The 16,619-nt window shown below is 41.4% G+C and carries 18 protein-coding genes; 12 read left to right on the top strand and 6 right to left on the bottom strand.

Features of this window, described 5'->3' with window-relative positions; genetic code table 11:
- Positions 1-102 precede the first annotated feature (102 nt).
- Both ACFQU8_RS09585 and ACFQU8_RS09580 read left to right on the top strand, forming a co-directional pair.
- On the top strand, positions 103-711 hold the full coding sequence (locus ACFQU8_RS09585) for a YkyA family protein (protein WP_382359179.1): 609 nt from the start codon (positions 103-105) through the stop codon (positions 709-711).
- Positions 712-741: 30 nt separating this feature from the next.
- A complete protein-coding gene (locus ACFQU8_RS09580; RefSeq protein WP_382359176.1) occupies positions 742-1,764 on the top strand; it encodes an LCP family protein in 1,023 nt (340 codons plus the stop codon).
- Between the two features lie 102 nt (positions 1,765-1,866).
- On the opposite strand, the gene ACFQU8_RS09575 is transcribed toward ACFQU8_RS09580, so the two are convergent.
- The 3 genes from ACFQU8_RS09575 to ACFQU8_RS09565 all read right to left on the bottom strand — a co-directional run bounded on the left by ACFQU8_RS09575 (position 1,867) and on the right by ACFQU8_RS09565 (position 5,638).
- Complete coding sequence (locus ACFQU8_RS09575; protein ID WP_382359173.1) at positions 1,867-2,580, bottom strand: DUF6320 domain-containing protein; 714 nt, start codon at positions 2,578-2,580, stop codon at positions 1,867-1,869.
- A gap of 1 nt (position 2,581) precedes the next feature.
- Positions 2,582-3,847 carry an alcohol acetyltransferase gene (locus ACFQU8_RS09570; protein WP_382359170.1) on the bottom strand — a complete coding sequence of 422 codons (1,266 nt, stop codon included), beginning with the start codon at positions 3,845-3,847 and terminating at the stop codon, positions 2,582-2,584.
- A gap of 240 nt (positions 3,848-4,087) precedes the next feature.
- Positions 4,088-5,638 carry a multicopper oxidase family protein gene (locus tag ACFQU8_RS09565; RefSeq protein ID WP_382359167.1) on the bottom strand — a complete coding sequence of 517 codons (1,551 nt, stop codon included), beginning with the start codon at positions 5,636-5,638 and terminating at the stop codon, positions 4,088-4,090.
- A gap of 197 nt (positions 5,639-5,835) precedes the next feature.
- Between ACFQU8_RS09565 and ACFQU8_RS09560 the strand changes: the two genes are divergently transcribed.
- From ACFQU8_RS09560 to ACFQU8_RS09530, 7 genes are all read left to right on the top strand, one after another.
- Entirely contained in the window at positions 5,836-6,267 is a 432-nt protein-coding gene (locus ACFQU8_RS09560) for a hypothetical protein (RefSeq protein ID WP_382359164.1), read from the top strand.
- Between the two features lie 391 nt (positions 6,268-6,658).
- Complete coding sequence (locus ACFQU8_RS09555; RefSeq protein ID WP_382359161.1) at positions 6,659-7,735, top strand: amidohydrolase family protein; 1,077 nt, start codon at positions 6,659-6,661, stop codon at positions 7,733-7,735.
- Positions 7,732-8,088 (top strand): Rieske (2Fe-2S) protein, encoded by a 357-nt coding sequence (locus tag ACFQU8_RS09550; protein WP_382359158.1) that lies wholly within the window; start codon positions 7,732-7,734, stop codon positions 8,086-8,088. The genes ACFQU8_RS09555 and ACFQU8_RS09550 overlap by 4 nt, the downstream gene beginning before the upstream one ends.
- 26 nt (positions 8,089-8,114) lie before the next feature.
- Positions 8,115-9,578 (top strand): betaine-aldehyde dehydrogenase, encoded by a 1,464-nt coding sequence (gene betB / locus ACFQU8_RS09545; RefSeq protein WP_382359155.1) that lies wholly within the window; start codon positions 8,115-8,117, stop codon positions 9,576-9,578.
- Positions 9,579-9,647: 69 nt separating this feature from the next.
- Complete coding sequence (locus tag ACFQU8_RS09540; RefSeq protein WP_382359152.1) at positions 9,648-10,001, top strand: Rieske (2Fe-2S) protein; 354 nt, start codon at positions 9,648-9,650, stop codon at positions 9,999-10,001.
- Complete coding sequence (locus tag ACFQU8_RS09535; RefSeq protein WP_382359149.1) at positions 10,002-11,231, top strand: NAD(P)/FAD-dependent oxidoreductase; 1,230 nt, start codon at positions 10,002-10,004, stop codon at positions 11,229-11,231. It abuts the gene before it with no gap.
- Positions 11,232-11,347: 116 nt separating this feature from the next.
- Positions 11,348-12,256 (top strand): glycine betaine ABC transporter substrate-binding protein, encoded by a 909-nt coding sequence (locus tag ACFQU8_RS09530; protein WP_382359146.1) that lies wholly within the window; start codon positions 11,348-11,350, stop codon positions 12,254-12,256.
- A 146-nt stretch (positions 12,257-12,402) separates the two neighbouring features.
- Here ACFQU8_RS09530 and ACFQU8_RS09525 read toward each other — a convergent pair whose 3' ends face one another.
- Positions 12,403-13,134: a DUF4396 domain-containing protein gene (locus ACFQU8_RS09525; protein WP_382359143.1), complete on the bottom strand. Its 732-nt coding sequence runs from the start codon at positions 13,132-13,134 to the stop codon at positions 12,403-12,405.
- 341 nt (positions 13,135-13,475) lie between these two features.
- Between ACFQU8_RS09525 and ACFQU8_RS09520 the strand changes: the two genes are divergently transcribed.
- The gene (locus ACFQU8_RS09520; protein ID WP_382359140.1) at positions 13,476-14,267 is read left to right on the top strand and encodes a sulfite exporter TauE/SafE family protein; all 792 of its coding nucleotides are present in this window, start codon (positions 13,476-13,478) and stop codon (positions 14,265-14,267) included.
- Between the two features lie 88 nt (positions 14,268-14,355).
- Here ACFQU8_RS09520 and ACFQU8_RS09515 read toward each other — a convergent pair whose 3' ends face one another.
- On the bottom strand, positions 14,356-14,730 hold the full coding sequence (locus ACFQU8_RS09515; protein ID WP_382359137.1) for a TIGR02328 family protein: 375 nt from the start codon (positions 14,728-14,730) through the stop codon (positions 14,356-14,358).
- Between the two features lie 160 nt (positions 14,731-14,890).
- Here ACFQU8_RS09515 and ACFQU8_RS09510 point away from each other — a divergent pair, with 160 nt between their 5' ends.
- Positions 14,891-15,256: a DoxX family protein gene (locus tag ACFQU8_RS09510; protein ID WP_382359134.1), complete on the top strand. Its 366-nt coding sequence runs from the start codon at positions 14,891-14,893 to the stop codon at positions 15,254-15,256.
- A gap of 67 nt (positions 15,257-15,323) precedes the next feature.
- Here ACFQU8_RS09510 and ACFQU8_RS09505 read toward each other — a convergent pair whose 3' ends face one another.
- On the bottom strand, positions 15,324-15,794 hold the full coding sequence (locus tag ACFQU8_RS09505) for an SRPBCC family protein (RefSeq protein ID WP_382359131.1): 471 nt from the start codon (positions 15,792-15,794) through the stop codon (positions 15,324-15,326).
- Between the two features lie 55 nt (positions 15,795-15,849).
- On the opposite strand from ACFQU8_RS09505, the gene ACFQU8_RS09500 reads away from it, so the two are divergent.
- On the top strand, positions 15,850-16,356 hold the full coding sequence (locus ACFQU8_RS09500) for a DUF1722 domain-containing protein (RefSeq protein WP_382359128.1): 507 nt from the start codon (positions 15,850-15,852) through the stop codon (positions 16,354-16,356).
- The last annotated feature ends 263 nt before the right edge of the window (positions 16,357-16,619 follow it).

Below are 16,619 nucleotides of genomic sequence, written 5' to 3'. Positions count from 1 at the left end.
TGTTTTAGTTCAACTACCATTATACAAGATTTGGGGAGGTACTTCCTTTTTTACGTTTTTAAGTCCTTGCGCCGCAAGGGCTATGAATTATGAAATTCGCTCATTTATCAAAAATTAGAAGAATCCGCTGCTATTGAAAAAAACTTTGCTGAAAAACAACAAGCATCAACAAAAGCAGCTCAAAATGAAAAGGCACTTTATAATGAAATCATTTCCCTTGAAATCGATCAGAAACAGCAGATAAAAGAGGACATGAAAGATGCCCAACAACTCAACGAAAAACAGAAGCACTATTTACAGGAAGCAAAAGATAGCTTTAATAAGGCAAACAAGGTTTCTTCACAGATCAAAACGGCTGTACAGGATATTGACGACACCAAAGAGAAAAAGAAAGCGACTGCCGTTGTTCAATTGATGGAGAAACGCCAAAATGTATTTGAGTCATATTACCATCAATACCTGGATGTGCTTAAATTAAACAACCATCTGTATGAACAATTACAAAGTAAAGCGTTAAAGGCGTCGAATCTGGATAAGCAAATTAAAAAAATTAACCAAAACTATAAAACGATGAAGGAACAAGAACAAGAATTCAATCACATCACAAAACAATATAACCAAGTGAAGAGCCAATACTATAATAAAAGCAGTTTAACCCAGAAACGTATCAATCAAATGGAAGAAGATAGAGATAAAGACGTATTGGCTTAATATTACATAATTAAAAGTGAGGTTTTTTTGTTGGATGACTCAAGAATAAATAAAAGAAAGAAAAAGTGGCCGCGACGATTGCTCTATGTAGTGCTAATGCTATTATTAATTTTGGTCGGATTTAGCCTATTTGCAGGTGTTCAAGCTATGAATGCCTTTGATCAATCGCAAGTCGACTTGAACCGTGAAAATGATAAATCAGATTTCAGAAACAAATCCGTTACGATAGACAAAGACCCCATTTCTATTTTGCTGATGGGTGTGGAAGACTATTCTTCTGATGGGAAGCATGGGCGAGCAGACACACAAATTGTAATGACGATTGATCCTGAAACACATGACATGAATATGGTAACTATTCCGCGGGACACAAGAGTCACTATAGAAAATGCAAAAGAATATACAGGTACGCATAAAATAAATGCAGCTTATACCTATGGGTCTATTACAGGATATGGCGCGGAGAAGCTGCAAATGGAAACGGTTGAAAACTTGCTAAATATCCCAATAGATCATTTTGTTACGGTCGGTTTTGATGGATTTCGTGATATTGTTGATGCACTTGGTGGTGTTGACATTGATATAAAAGAAGGATTTTGGGAGAAAAACATTTATCAAAATGACGAACGGATTTACTTCGAACAAGGGGATACGCATTTGAATGGAGAGGAGTCACTTGCTTTTGTTCGTATGCGAAAGCGGTCAGTCAATGCATCATACGGCAGAGACACGCGGCAGCGGCAATTTCTAAAAGCAACAATCGATCAGGCTATATCAGCAGGAACTATTTTTAAAGTAAGCGACATCACTGATATATTAGGGAAAAGTGTAAAAACGGATCTAGCAGCCAAAGAAATTTTCGCCCTTGAGAAACAACTTGCGGCTAAGAATGATCTCTCTATGAAAACAATTGAAATAAAAGGAACGGAAAAGACGGTGAATAATGGCTCCTATTTTATCCCGGAAAAGACAGATTTAGAAGAAGTCAGTCAACAATTACGCCAAGTACTGGGGTTAGATCCAGTTGATCATTTTACAACGAATGCGGATTGAAATCTGGTTATTCGTAACCCCACACGTTTTACTTTACAATCCAGGTTTTTAATAGCAGTCCTGTTTCGTCATTTGTTTGTTTTTCCTTTAAATATAGAACAATCACAAATGAAATTTTCGAGCGGCCTTCTGTTTGATTCGTTCAGGTAGTCCATATTTCACGTAAAGCATCACTAATGTTATTGGTAATAGTTGCAACCCAGTACCGATTAACCACTGCAGCAGATTCACTTCTCCCTCATGACTGCTGACAAAAAAGTTAATCCACATGGATAGGATCACAATTGCAATAAAGAAAAATCCAATAACATTAAACCGTCTGACAGATAAAAATCGGATCAGCGTGCAGTAGCATAAGCCAATAACAGCCGTACCAACAACGATTGGAAATGCGAGTGGGATAAACCAATCAAGGCTGCCATCGAAAATGTCCAAGCCACCTAACAAGACTAACGAAATGAGAGCCATTCCAATAATTATTTTATAATAGCTATGAACATAACCAAATGAAAAGTACAAAAAAACCCAGCCTGCCAGTACACTTAAATTACTGTATCTAGACCAGGTAAATGCCTCGTCCAGTTCGTAGTTCACATAAAACATAAGACTGATCGCGACGAATATTAATAAGGAGATAAATATAAAAATACGATTCAATATCCTTCGCAAATGAACAGGATATGGATTTTCGGCTTTAGGAAATTTATTAGGTATATCTGCCTGCGTATCATCCACTTTGGGAATGGGAAAGTCACATAATGGGCAGGGCCGATTGTCTCTTTCAACTTGAATCCCGCATTTTGGGCAATAAGCCATATTAATTCTCCTCATCATTCGTTTCAATTGCTACATCGATTCCTTTTTTTCGAATATTACGGAAAAACTCACGCTCCAGCATGCGGTCTTTTGATAAGTTTCCAAATGAGAAATAAAGGTGTTTCTGATAACTGATCATGAACGCCTTAACCTTATTTCCAATGCTTGGCGGAGGGTAACATTCGAATCGTTCAATAAACTGTTCAATTTCACTCGGCATCTGAACAACACCCATATTTGATAAACCACTTGTATACTGGCTTTCACCAAAAAGCGAATAAATGGAGGGGGTTATAATATCTTTCAGCGGTGATGGCACTATTCGCAGCCAAAAGGATTTCTCACCAATAACACTGCGTTTAATAGATTGTTTTAACCTTTTAGGACTCAGTAAACGGCGGAATTCAATTTTCAATTCGTCGATAATCTCTGTGAACTCATAGTTGCCGAGCCTGCTGTCAATGGAAGGTGAGATACTTACAAAGAAGTTTCTCATTGTCTCACTTTTAAAGAAAGAACGCATGTCTACCGGAACATTAATAACAATCGGATAATGGCGACGAGCAACGTCATCCTGTATTTTCAGCAAGCTCTCGATATAGATAGCTGTTAATAAAATCGTAACCGTCGTTTCATAATAGTGGGCTTTTTGCTTTAGTTCTGTTACATCAATAATACCTGTTGTTATATAGTATCGCCCCTTTTTGTCGAGAGCAATTGGCAATTTAAACGATTTTCCAATACGTGATTTTAAAATTGGAATTTCCTTCTCATAATACTTTAGAAATGAATTCTCTATCTCTGATTGGAGCTGCTTTTGGTCTGGTTCTGGATTATTCACAGCGATTGATTCTTTCAAATGGAGATATTGAATAATCATTTCTTGAAGGAATTTAAGTCCACCTGTACCGTCCGTTAGGCTATGTGATAGTTCTACAGAAATTCGCTTATTATAATATAATACCCGAAAAAGAAAGGACCCGCTTCTTTTTATCCCTAAACTCATACATGGGTAATAATTTTCTTCCTCAACAAGTGGAATTTGGCTGGTTGCTTCAAGGTAGTACCAGAAAACCCCTTGTTTTAATTGAACTTTATAGAAAGGAAAGCGCCTCAATGTCGCCTCAAGAGCGGATTGCAAATGTGTGGCATCTATCTGTGACGTAAGGGTCGCGGAAACTCTGAATAACGTTGTTGCACGTGACGAAACAATTGATGAATACATTTTCGCTGCATGATCAAGCCGGTACCATAATTGATTATCCATCAGATAGCGTCTCCTTCTGTTTAGTTCCAAATTATAGCATAGATCGCTGGTTATTATAGTGAAGGTAAGCATCTAAGCTGAAGACAAGAGACGAGGTGCTTCCTCTATCAAAATCTAATACATTAATCCCGATTATAACAAACTGGTGGTTTACGTGCTGTAAAAGCAGTAGATAGTTCATAAATAAGTGCCAGGTACATAAACAATTCTGAATTGTTTATGTACCTGGCACTTGCAGAATTAGTTATCGTTCTTTTTTGGGTCAATAACTCTCATAGGTCGCATCATATCATGGTCTTCATGCTCCAAAATATGGCAGTGCCACACGTAATCGTCGGTAAATGGGCCGAATTCAGCTATCACCCGTGTTATTTCTCCTGAATGGGCAGCAACTGTATCTTTCCATACACGTTCATTGGGTTCTGGAGGAGTGGCTGGGCCAGTGAACACAATGCTTCCGTCCTGATTATATAAATCAAGATCAAATGGCTGCCGGTTTACTACTTGAAATTGAATGAGATGAATATGAATGGGGTGTGTAAACGCTGTTACATTGATGAATGACCAGATTTCCGTTGAACCCAGGGCAGGGGTTTCGGTGACAGGGTCCATCCACAGCTTGTTATCCAGCAAAAGCAATGGCCGGCCGAGCTCATCAGTTGAACCAACCAGCTTTAAAAATCTTTGTTTTGTAATATTGTTTTGTTTGAGTGATGGAATGGAAGATAAATGCTGAGGGATGGCTTTCGTATCGTCGTCTTTCAGCGGTGAGCGAACTCGGAATTGCATAACATCATCGGTCTCGTCCTCGGGATCGGGGTTTGCTCCAAGATCATTTTTCAGTGTAATGGTTTGCCCTTCCAAATTAGAAAAGTCAATAATCACATCGATTCGTTCAGCAGACTCCATGGCCAATTTAGTCATTTTAAGTGTTCTTCGCAAAAGGCCGCCATCTGAGCCAATTTGGTAAAAATCCTGTCCGGAATCAAGATAGAGCTGATACGCTCGTGTGTTTGCCGCATTTAATAACCTGAAACGATATTTTCGCGGCTCTACATCCAAATACGGCCAAACTTTGCCATTAACCACGTTTGTTTCTCCAAGGAAGAATGGCCGGATAGACGGGTTGGGTATATTATCTGCTGGATCATCAGGCTGCGGCGGATAATAGAGGGAACCATCGTCATTAAATGAACGGTCGGTGATAGCGAGTGGAATTTCATATGGGCCGGATGGAAGGTTTAATCGTTTTTCGTGTCTGTCTCGTATGATATACATTCCAACAAGTCCTGCATAAACATTCAGTCTGGTGATCCCCATTGCATGGTCGTGGTACCATAATGTGGTTGCTCGCTGTTTATTTGGGTATTCATAGATTTTTTGCTTGAAATGCGGTCCAACTTCCTGGTAATTTTTTGTGAACCAAGCATCGGGATAGCCATCACTTGCTGATTTTGTTTCACTTCCATGCAAATGTGTAACCGTCCGGACTTCTGGTAATTCTGTCAAGTTATGCACCGTTTTATCTACAGGCAAAAAGTGTTTGCTTGGTAAATTGTTCACCCATTCCACCTGGATCGGCTCTCCATGGTTAACGTCAAAAAGTGGTCCAGGGAATTGTCCATCATACCCCCACAGTTTGGTTGGCTGCAAATCCTTATGCATCTTCTGTGTGAATTCTTCCATCTGTACTCTGTAGAAGTCCCCTTGCTTCCCATGTCGAGGTCGAGTTGGCTTCAAGGTTTGCGGTATTGGCAGTGCGTCCACAAATTTTGTAAGTTTAGAATTCATCATTCTCCCTCTCTTCATATATCGTTACTCATAAGATATGAGGAATTTGTCATAATGGTGTGGGTGAAGTACCAGGTACATAAACAATTCAGAATTGTTTGTGTACCTGGTACTTGAAAAAGTGTTAAGATAATTGTTAATGGGTGGCAACATTCCTGTGTAACGTCTGTTTAAATTAGGTGGAAGAGAGGGAGTCAATGAATACCTTTTGGAAGATAAATGGTATCAGTGTTCTATACGCATTGGTTATTTTTATACCAATTGAGTTGTTTTTGAATGCGTTACGAATTCAAAGGCTTATGGAATGGGAGTTAACTGTAACGGGTGTAGTGATTGGTATAACTGCATTGACTCTCGTGGTTCTGATTTCCGCTCTTATAATAGTGTTAACCAAAAAGTGGCTGAAACATCGGAAGTCATCATTTTGGTCAGTTCTTCTATGGTTACCCTATTTTGTTTTATTGGTCTTTATATATATTTCTCTATTCCCTCCTATAATCAATCCTGCCGATCAGGGTGGTCCTGGGGATGGAATGATTGTGTTGGTTCTTTTACTCATTTATCCTATTTTCATTGTTTTGCTCAATGCATTAAGTGCCTTTGCAGGCAGAGGTTCAGTAATGAAGTGATCGTATAGCGGGCTTGGTTTTGCAGTATTCAGTCCGCTGGCAAAGGAAAAATCATTTCATTTTAAACGTGATCTCAGCATCTTAAAAACGATTGATGTTGCCATCGTGGATGATGTTTCAGAAGTGGTTTTCCATCCTTACTACTTTTGTTAAACCTTTACCCTTTTATTCAGAATAGTATTAATAGTTGATTTTATTATTCAGACGATTTTGGCGAAAACAGCTCACTGAGTTTCACTGAAGCGCACTGAAGCTCACTGAGTTCACTCAATTAAAGATATTGGATTTGTCAGAAGTTAACACCCTATTATAAACTACAAACAGTCTATAAATGATAAACTGTTAATTCTGATGAATATTTACTAGTTTTCATTACAAAGGAGTTGTTTAAATGTCCACTCAGCGTCGTATTATTGACACAGATATTCATGAGCGCGTTAGCTATTCGGATCTCCTCCCTTATTTAGATGAGCCGTGGAGGGGCTATATAGAGAATAATCACTGGATGCAGGAAAAACATATGCCTTATACTCAGCCAACAGTGGCTGGCGTTGATCGTGCAGATGCTGTAACGCCTGATGGGGGAGCCGCAGGAAGTGATTTAGGTTTTATGCAGCAACAACTGCTTAATGAAAATGGGCACGAATACGGTATCTTAACCGGAGCTCTGGATCCATCTCCATCGTCCATGCACGGTTGGTATGAAATGGCGACTGCTTTAGCAAGCGCTTATAATGACTGGCAAATTGATAATTGGCTGGAAAAAGATGATCGTCTATATGGTTCTGTACATATAGCAGCTCAAGATCCACAACAAGCCGTTCGCGAAATTGAACGAGTCGGTTCTCATCCAAAGATGGTGCAAATATTGCTGCCAATCGATAAAACATCATGGGGAGACCCGTATTATCACCCGATTTATGAAGCAGCTGAGCGTCATAATTTGTCAATTGGGATGCATCATAATGAGCCGCCAACGCATTTCGGAGGATGGCCGCGTTATTTTATCGAGTGGCATACGATGGTGCCAACATCACATATGATTGAGGTTTCAAACATGGTGTTCAACGGTGTGTTCGAGAAATTCCCTAATCTGCATCTTATCATGATTGAGGGAGGATTCACGCACGTCCCGCATTTAATGAAAAAGATGGATCAGCAGTACAAGGAACTTCGTCAAGAGGTACCTTGGGTGAATCGGATGCCAAGTGATATCATGCGGGATCACATCCGCTTTACAACGCAACCTGTTGAGGAAATGAGCCATAAAGAATTTATGCAATATGTGGACCAAATGGGATCTGAAAACATGATCTGCTTTTCAACGGATTATCCGCATTGGGATTATGATTCACCATTTCAGGCACTTCCTAAGCTGGATAAGGAATTGGAAGAAAAGATTTACTCTGAAAATGCAAGGGCTGCTTATCCTAAATTACCGCAAATGCAAGGGAGTGTTACAACATGAGGAAAGTTGTCTGTGAAAAAGAAGATATAGACCCCGGCGATATGAAAAGTGATTCATTAGGTATCATTCCGATCGTTGTGTGTCGCACAAAGGACGGTGAATTTTATGCATTCGCCAATCGTTGTCTGCACCAAGGTGCACCACTATCGGAAGGTGCCCTGCGCGGTGATAATAAACGTACCACGGTTCATGGCAATTATGAGTATATCAAAGAAGGCGAAATTCTTCGCTGCCCGTGGCATGGGCTTGAATATGATGTCAAAAATGGCGGCTGCATGCTGGCCGATCCTGAACAGAAACTGCGCAACTTTGAAGTAACCATCGAGGAGAACAATGTTGTTGTTTATAAATAAGCTTTTGATGATTCATGAGGTGACATATGAAAAAGATGTTCATTAATGGTAAGTGGGTTGAAGCTAATTCTAGTGAAACACGAGCCATTATCAATCCTTACAATCAAGAACCCATTGCAACTGTATCAGAAGGCAGCAGGGGAGATGCAAAATTGGCTATCGAAGCCGCTCAAGGGGCCTTTGACCATGGTGAATGGCCCCATTGGACGGCTCGTGATCGTGGAAAAAAGGTCCATAAAATTGCGGAATTGATTGAACGTGATCATGAGGAATTAGCAGAAATTGAATCACTTGACACGGGTAAAACAGTAATAGAAAGCCGTGAGGACATGGATGATATTGCTAGTGTTTTTCGTTACTTTGCTGAGATAGCAGATAAGGATGGCGGCGACGTTATCGATTCACCTATTCCCGATTCAACAAGCAGAGTCATTCACGAACCTGTTGGGGTTTGCGGACAAATAACACCGTGGAACTATCCGTTGCTTCAGGCCTCATGGAAATTGGCACCAGCACTGGCGGCTGGCAATACACTTGTCATGAAACCAAGCGAAATGACACCACTTACTTCGATTAAAGTATTTGAACTTATGGAGGAATCTGGAATCCCGGTGGGTGTTGTCAATTTGGTTCTTGGTCCTGGATATTCCGTTGGTGATGAGCTTTCTGTTAATGATAACGTTGATCTTATTTCGTTCACGGGCGGCATTGAAACGGGTAAACGAATTATGCAGGCTGCGAGTTCCAATGTTAAAAATTTAGCATTGGAACTGGGCGGCAAAAATCCAAATATTATTTTCGCAGATTCTGATTTTGAAACAGCAGTTGATCAGGCGATGAATGCGGTATTTTTCCATGCTGGACAAATCTGCTCAGCAGGAACCCGCCTGATAGTAGAAGAAAATATTCATGATGAGTTTGTTAATGCACTCGTTGACCGGGTTAGGAATATTAAGCTTGGCAATGCCTTTGAGGAATCAACCCAAATGGGGCCGCTAATTTCTAAGGAACATTTAGCTAAGGTGATCAGTTATGTTGAAAACGGTAAAAATGAAGGTGCCACGATTGCAGTTGGCGGCCAAAAACCTGATGACTCGCAGCTGCAGGATGGGTTTTTCTATTTGCCAACAGTACTGACGGATTGTACGACTGATATGAGCGTTGTGCAGAACGAAGGCTTTGGCCCAGTTATTACAGTGGAGAAATTCTCGACTGAGGAAGAATCGGTCCGCCTTGCCAACGATTCGATTTATGGTCTAGCCGGTGGTGTTTTCACAAACGATATTGCCAAAGCTGAACGCTGTGTTGCAAAAATGCGCATGGGAACTGTTTGGATCAACGATGTGAACCTGTACTTCCCGCAAGCACCATGGGGCGGTTATAAACAGTCAGGAATTGGCCGTGAGCTTGGCAAAAAAGGACTTGAGGAATACCAGGAGACAAAGCATGTTTATCGTAATTTACATCCTTCTCCTGTCAGTTGGTTTTAAAATATAGACTATCACTCTATGGCAGATATGAATACATGACATATAAAATGAGACTTGAAGGTGATCGCAATGACACATAACGAGGGATCAGACTTCGTTTCTGACAAGAGTTATATTTATGCTTGCTCAAGTTCAGAGCTTGAAGAGGGTGACCTGATCGAATGTGAAACAAATACGAAGACAATTGTTGTCGGCCGGGGTGAGGGCACAGTATATGCGTTTGATGGCATATGTACGCACGAACATTCTGAGTTAGTCGATGGTGAATTGGATGGGACTTGTTTAACGTGTCCGCTTCATTTTGCCTGCTTTGATGTTGGTGATGGTTCTGTGCTGGAAGGTCCGGCTGAAGATCCGTTGCAGGTTTATCAAACTCTCGAGGTTGATGGATCTGTATGGATTAACTATGAAGGAGGTGAGTAAGTGTCTGACTCCGATACCATCATGATTCTAGGAGCGGGCATTGCAGGTGTTCATGCCGCCGAAAATTTGCGAAAAGAGGGCCATCAAGGCTCGATTGTTTTGGTGGATCGCGACAATCAGGTGCCTTACGATCGCCCCCCTTTGTCCAAGCAATGGATGACAGGGGAAACTGATGATTCAGGTGTTTTACTACGTCATCCTGACTTCTATGAAGACCGGGATATAGACTTAAAGCTTGGTGAAGAAATAACAAACATAAATCCGGTTCGTAAAACCATCACGACAAAAGATGGTTTTGATTATGAGTGGGATAAGCTTATGATCGCGACAGGATCAAAGTTACGGACATTATCCATAGAAGGCGATTATCTTAAAGGCATTTTTTATTTACGCAGGATGGCAGATGCCCTAGCTATTAAGCAGCATATGCAACATGTGAAAGAAGCCGTTATTATAGGTGCGGGTTTTATTGGAGCTGAAATGGCTTCTTCTTTGAAACAATTAGGAATAGAAGTGACCATTGTAGAAAGATCCGCTTATCCGATGGAAAATATTGTGGGCAGGCAGGTATCAGAATACTTTTTGAATCTACATCGACGTAATGGTGTCGAAGTCATGACAGAAGACTCTGTTGTTCAGTTTAACGGGGATTCAGAAGTTCAGGAAGCCATGACAGCTGGTGGAAGACGAATTCCATGCCAAGCGGTCATGTTGAGTGTAGGCGTAACGCCCAATATGGAGCTGACTCACCCGCAATTGGAAATGGAAAACGGTTATATTGTTAACGAATTTGGTGAAACATCCATCCCTGATATTTATGCGGCGGGGGATTGTACGTCGTGGCCATACCATTCAGGTCCCATCCATGTTGAACATTGGGACCATGCCGTCAATCATGCTAAGACAGTGACGAAGAACATGATTTCTCCGCAGTCGTCACCTTATACGTATACACCGTACTTTTGGTCAGATCAATATGGAAGTCGTTTTCAATATTTTGGACATGCCAAGACATGGTCTCAAATTATTCAGCGCGGATCGATGGAAGCAAACGCGTTCACTTATTTTTATTTAGATGATCAAAATATTATTCAGGCAGCTTTCATTTCTAACCAGGCAAAAAATGCTTTGCCTGTTAGAAGAATGATTAAGCAACAAAGACCTATAGACCCAGAAGATTTAGCAGATGACAGTATATCATTGAAAAAAGTTCAACGGTCCTTAGCATAAATATATGTCTGGAATCAAGTCTTTTTCAGATGTTAAGCGTATTACTTTGAAAAGACAATGAAACAAAGGATAGGACGATTCACCATACTATCTATAGAAAGGATGATAGAAAGACAATGAAATTATTTTCAAAAAGATGGTTTATTCTAATAAGTATTAGTGCGATATTGATGCTAGCTGGATGTCAAAAAGAATCTGGTGAAGCAGAAGGTAATGATACAAATGAAGCAAACAACGACGCAGCTGACCTTGAAAAAATCGTAGGCATTGATCCCGGGTCAGGAACAATGGATATAGCTAAAAAAGCCGTTGAGGGTTATGACTTGGAACTTGATTTAACACCAAGTTCTGAAGGACCTATGTTGGCAACTTTAGATGAAGCCATTGAAAATAAAGAATCGATCGTTGTGACACTTTGGCAGCCACACTGGGCATTTGAAAAATATGACTTGAAGTTCTTGGATGATCCCGAAGGCTTTTTAGGTGAATCCGAAAAAATCCATACATTTGTGAGAGAAGGTCTTGAGGAAGAAAAAACTTCTGCTTATGAATTCTTGGACAACTTTAAATGGGCACCAGAAGATATGAATAAAATTTTATCAAAAACGAAAGATGATGATGTCGAAGCGAGTGATGTAGCTAACGAGTGGGTTAAAAACAATCGCGATAAAGTTGACGACTGGGAAGAGGGTATCGAACCAGTAGAAGATGAGACTGTGGAGTTGGCCTATGTTAATTGGTCGTCAGCAGCCGCTTCAATAAATGTTGTTAAGATCGCTCTTGAAGAATTAGGTTACGACGTTGAATTGAATATGGTTGATATGGGAGTTGCATGGCAATCTCTTGCTGATGGTGGTATTGATGGCATGTTAATGGCTTGGCTCCCTTCAGGTTCGGCTAATTATTTCGAGGAATATAAAGATGAAATTGTAGACTTAGGTCCTAATCTAGAGGGAGCAAAACAAGGATTTGTTGTTCCGGAATACATGGACATTGATAGCATCGAAGAATTACCAACTAAATAAATGATTATAAAAACTACCCGGGTTAGATGATCCGGATAGTTTTTGCTCATTGTTGGAATTGGCCATGTTATTAACCCTATTATACTCGATTGTCGTTTGGTCTATGGTTTACGAATTTTGTGGTGTGAAATTACACCTAACACGCCTTACATGGCATGTTTGATACCTTTTTTCACGAGCAGCCAGTTCGCCGGATAACTTGTTAAAAAACCGAGCATCATGGCCAGCTGCATCATGAACCAGAATACAGCGGTGTTGGGTTCTGGCATGTTAACAAAGAATCCATAATAGGCGAGCGCCATCCATCCGAACATACCGATTTCAAAGCAAATGAGGGACCATGTATCGGCTTTGATCGCGTCTTTAATAGCTTGTCCGGGTTGATCGTGTTTTTGAAAACCCATGCCATAGTATTGAAAGGCAATGCCAAAAATAAAGGCGAGGATAAACTCGACCACATAATCGGTCAGCAGCTCCGAGCCTGCGATCAAAAACCCCGTATAAAACACAAGAGGGGCGCCAATCATGTCACCGAGCGAACAGCCGCTGCTGCAGTGCGTCGTGGAAACAAAGACACTTTGCCAGAACGGTTTGTCGCCGTGTCCATGATGATGCATATCATGGTGGTCACTTCCATGATTATGCTCACCGTGGTCATGGTGCTCCATTTCCTCATGGTTCATTTCTCCCTTGGCTCTCCCAAGCCCGTAATAAGCCCAAATGCCCGCAATGGGAAAATAGAGGCCTGTCAGCGGCCAGACGATATTCATAATGGGCATCATCTTTTGCGGATACCGGATGACATCAATCGTTATAATCAAGGCCTGCAGGGCGCTTAGTGTAATCGAAATCCACGAAATAATCTCCAGCCAGGTCACGATATCTCTCCTTTCGTATGGTATAGCCACTTATTATATTCATGAGTTTGCTATCATTTTAAACATCAAAACGCTATTTTCCTCTTTCTTATTATTGTTATTAACGTCTGAATTATGCAGGTATAAATAGGGGAAAAATGAACGCATCTCAACAAAAAGGTGGTTAATGAGCGTTGACAAAATACCTTAGGGGGTATACAGTGATATGTATCATCTTTCCTGTAAAGGGTTCAGCAAAATGGACCCTTATCTTCAAATAATTTATATACCCCATACGGTATAAGTGACTATTGATGGGGTCCCTATAATAAGGGACTCTCTTATGTGACGGAGGCATATAAATGACGTATAGTTTAGTTGTTATTCTCACCATTTTTTTGATCGGCTTTGTCGGGTCTTTTATTTCCGGGATGGTCGGTATCGGCGGAGCTATTATTAATTTCCCGATGCTGTTATATATACCTGCTGCATTAGGTGTAGCTGATTTCAGCTCGTATGAAGTCTCGGGCATTACGGCTGTGCAGGTGTTGTTTGCTACCATCGGGGGTGTCTGGGCCTATCGGAAAGGCGGCTTTTTAAATAAAACCATCATTGGCTATATGGGCACCAGTATTATAATCGGCAGTCTTGCTGGCGGTTATCTATCCTCTTTCATGTCTGAAGGCGGCGTTAATTTTATATATGGTGTACTGGCATTGCTCGCTGCCATTATGATGTTTATTCCGAATAAAGGCTCAGCTGATAATAAAACCAGTTTTAATCCGGAAAATTTTAAGCGGTGGCTTGCGTCTGCCTTAGCGCTCCTTGTCGGAATTGGCGCTGGTATTGTGGGAGCTGGCGGATCATTTATTCTGGTGCCCATCATGCTGCGCGTCTTGAAACTCCCTGTCCGGATGACGATTGCATCTTCGCTTGCGATTACCTTTATCTCGTCCATAGGCTCGACTGCCGGTAAGATCATGACAGGGCAGGTTGTCCTCATTCCTGCTGTCATAGTGATGATTGCCAGCTTACTTGCATCGCCATTGGGAGCTTATGCCGGCAAGCGGATCAATACAAAGGTATTGCAGGGCATCCTTGCTGTTCTTATTCTGGCAACGGCCGTTAAAATATGGCTGGACTTTTTCCTGTAATTAGGAAAGCGACGTGTTTTTCCGCAGCGGACATAGATGTTGGTGTTGATCCATAATTTAAACACTATATTTATTGGTTCTGATCAATTCATACATAGATTCCTTTTTCCCGAAGATTATCAATGCACGCTTGCAAATAGTCCTGATCGTGTTCTGGATAAATTGTCTCGCCTTCTTGAGTGCCTGTTTTCGTTAATTGCTCATCCTCAAAGGGTGAGCATTTTTTTCCGCGGTAGAGCGGGTCCTCCCATAATGAATCAATATGATAGCCTCTTCGTTTCATTTCATTCATGACCTTCATATGATACTGGTACAATTTATATGGCGAATGGCGGAACACGTAATTAACGGTGCTGTGATTTTTTCCCCAGCCATTTCCTCGCAATGCGCAGCACTCTCGGTGCTGACCGAGCAATTGCTGGCGGGGCAGTTCAGGTAAAAGTTTTTCATGCCATAAGCGCATAGAGAGACCTCCATTAAAGCTGTTTGAGCGTATGCTTGGCTGTTTAAGGCAAATGTTAACACAAGATCGGCTGCTTTGGATGGTAATGAATTGATCTACAGCGGTAAATCGTGGATAATGCGAACAAAGGATAAGAAAAATTATGAAAGGTGGAACCCGTATGAAACGTGTTTTTCGAACGCTGTATTCGCTTCTTTTAGCCGCAGCCGGTGTCCTGCATTTTGTCCATGAACGGGGTTTCCGTAAAATTGTTCCGAAAGCACTGCCTTTTCGCAGGGCTATCGTGCTCATCTCAGGTGTGTTTGAAATCATATTTTCTGTTTTGCTCTGGGTGAAAAAAGGACAGCAGATCACTGGGAAACTCTTAGCATTGTTTATGGTGGCCGTTTTTCCTGCGAATGTGTACATGGCTGTAAAAAGAATTGCCGTCCGCCCGGGAGAACAAGCGAATCCCTGGCTGTTATGGCTGCGTTTACCGCTGCAGCTTCCACTGATTGTCGGAGCATTAAAGCTGGGAAGACGCTAATGGGATATAGAACAATCCGCTCTGCTCAGCACGGCGGGAGTTGTTTGATATCAGCATATTCGATTAATCAGACATGCCGCATCACGCCAAATTTTTGTTTCAGCGTTTGGTAGCGGTAATCAAACACGTCATGCAGTTTCCTTCCGACATTAACCTGATGAACAGCTTGACCGATGACGCCCACGGGCATGGCATAGTTCACGATATCGATGATTTCAACCCCGCCTTCAATGGCTTTAAAGTGATGTTCGTGATGCCAGAAGCGGTAAGGACCGAAGCGCTGTTCATCCACAAAATAGACCTGATCCTGGACCTGCGTGATTTCCGTGACCCAGGTTAACCTGATACCTAAAAGTGGCCGCAAATGATAGGTGGTAATCATACCTGGATAGATGTTTCCTTTCGGCTGGCTCGTCACTGTAAATTGCATCCATGACGGCGTTATATCAGGTAATTTGCCAGGATCTGAAAAGAGTGTCCAAGCTTCTTCCAGAGAAATGGGGAGCTGCTGCTGACGGCGCATTTGATAAATTTTCATTTAAATAACTCCTTTTGAAATGTGAGTAATAACGACTGAATCAGGGGTGATAGCGATGAAGCTCGATCAAATTGACGATAAAAAATTGGTTTTGAAAGCTGCCCAGTCGGTCTGGGCTGCGAATAAGTATTTTGTGTTAGCGTGTGATCAGACGGCTTACCGCGACGTGAGACAATTATTGCGCCCGGACACCCAACGCTTGAATGAAGCCTATACGCTGCTGCAACGGATTGATGCGACGTATCAGTCTACAGCGAGTGAGGCATTGCCTGAACTAGCCAACGCGCTCTATCATGCGGCTGGCTATTTTAAACAGCTGCTGTCCAATGAGCGACGCCAGGCTATTAATGCCTTGATCCGGGATCAGCCTGCTGCAGCATTAGCGGAATTGGAGCGGGAAACGACTAATTACCACGTTGACTACTTATTGTCCTCGCGTCTGTGGCCGAGCCAGCGGGAAAAGCCGTTTAACCATGTGCCTGTGCGTTTAACGTACCAAGGACAGGTTTATGAAGCGTCTGAGCTGCTCTGGCAAGGCGATCACGTGATCAGGCGAACGTAATCTGATTTTCCATTATTTAATGGCTAACGTCAACTAAGTAAACTACATGTAATATCTGAGCTTACAATTTCTGTATAATCTTGGCTCATGATCACTTGAATTCACGCATAACAGTGATGACTTGAAATATATTAATTTAATAATTTACAACAAATTTACATGAATCAATTTCATAATTGCTCTTATTAAAAACGCAAAGACCTGCAGAATTTCTAATGTGTATTTTTTTAAAATTCCTCTAAGCAGCCTGCTGCTGCTTTAAC

It is taken from the genome of Lentibacillus kimchii (genome assembly GCF_042666895.1).
Classification (GTDB): domain Bacteria; phylum Bacillota; class Bacilli; order Bacillales; family Amphibacillaceae; genus Lentibacillus; species Lentibacillus kimchii.
The sequence above is the reverse complement of the archived record's forward strand: the minus strand, read 5'-3'. Positions and strand labels throughout refer to the sequence as shown.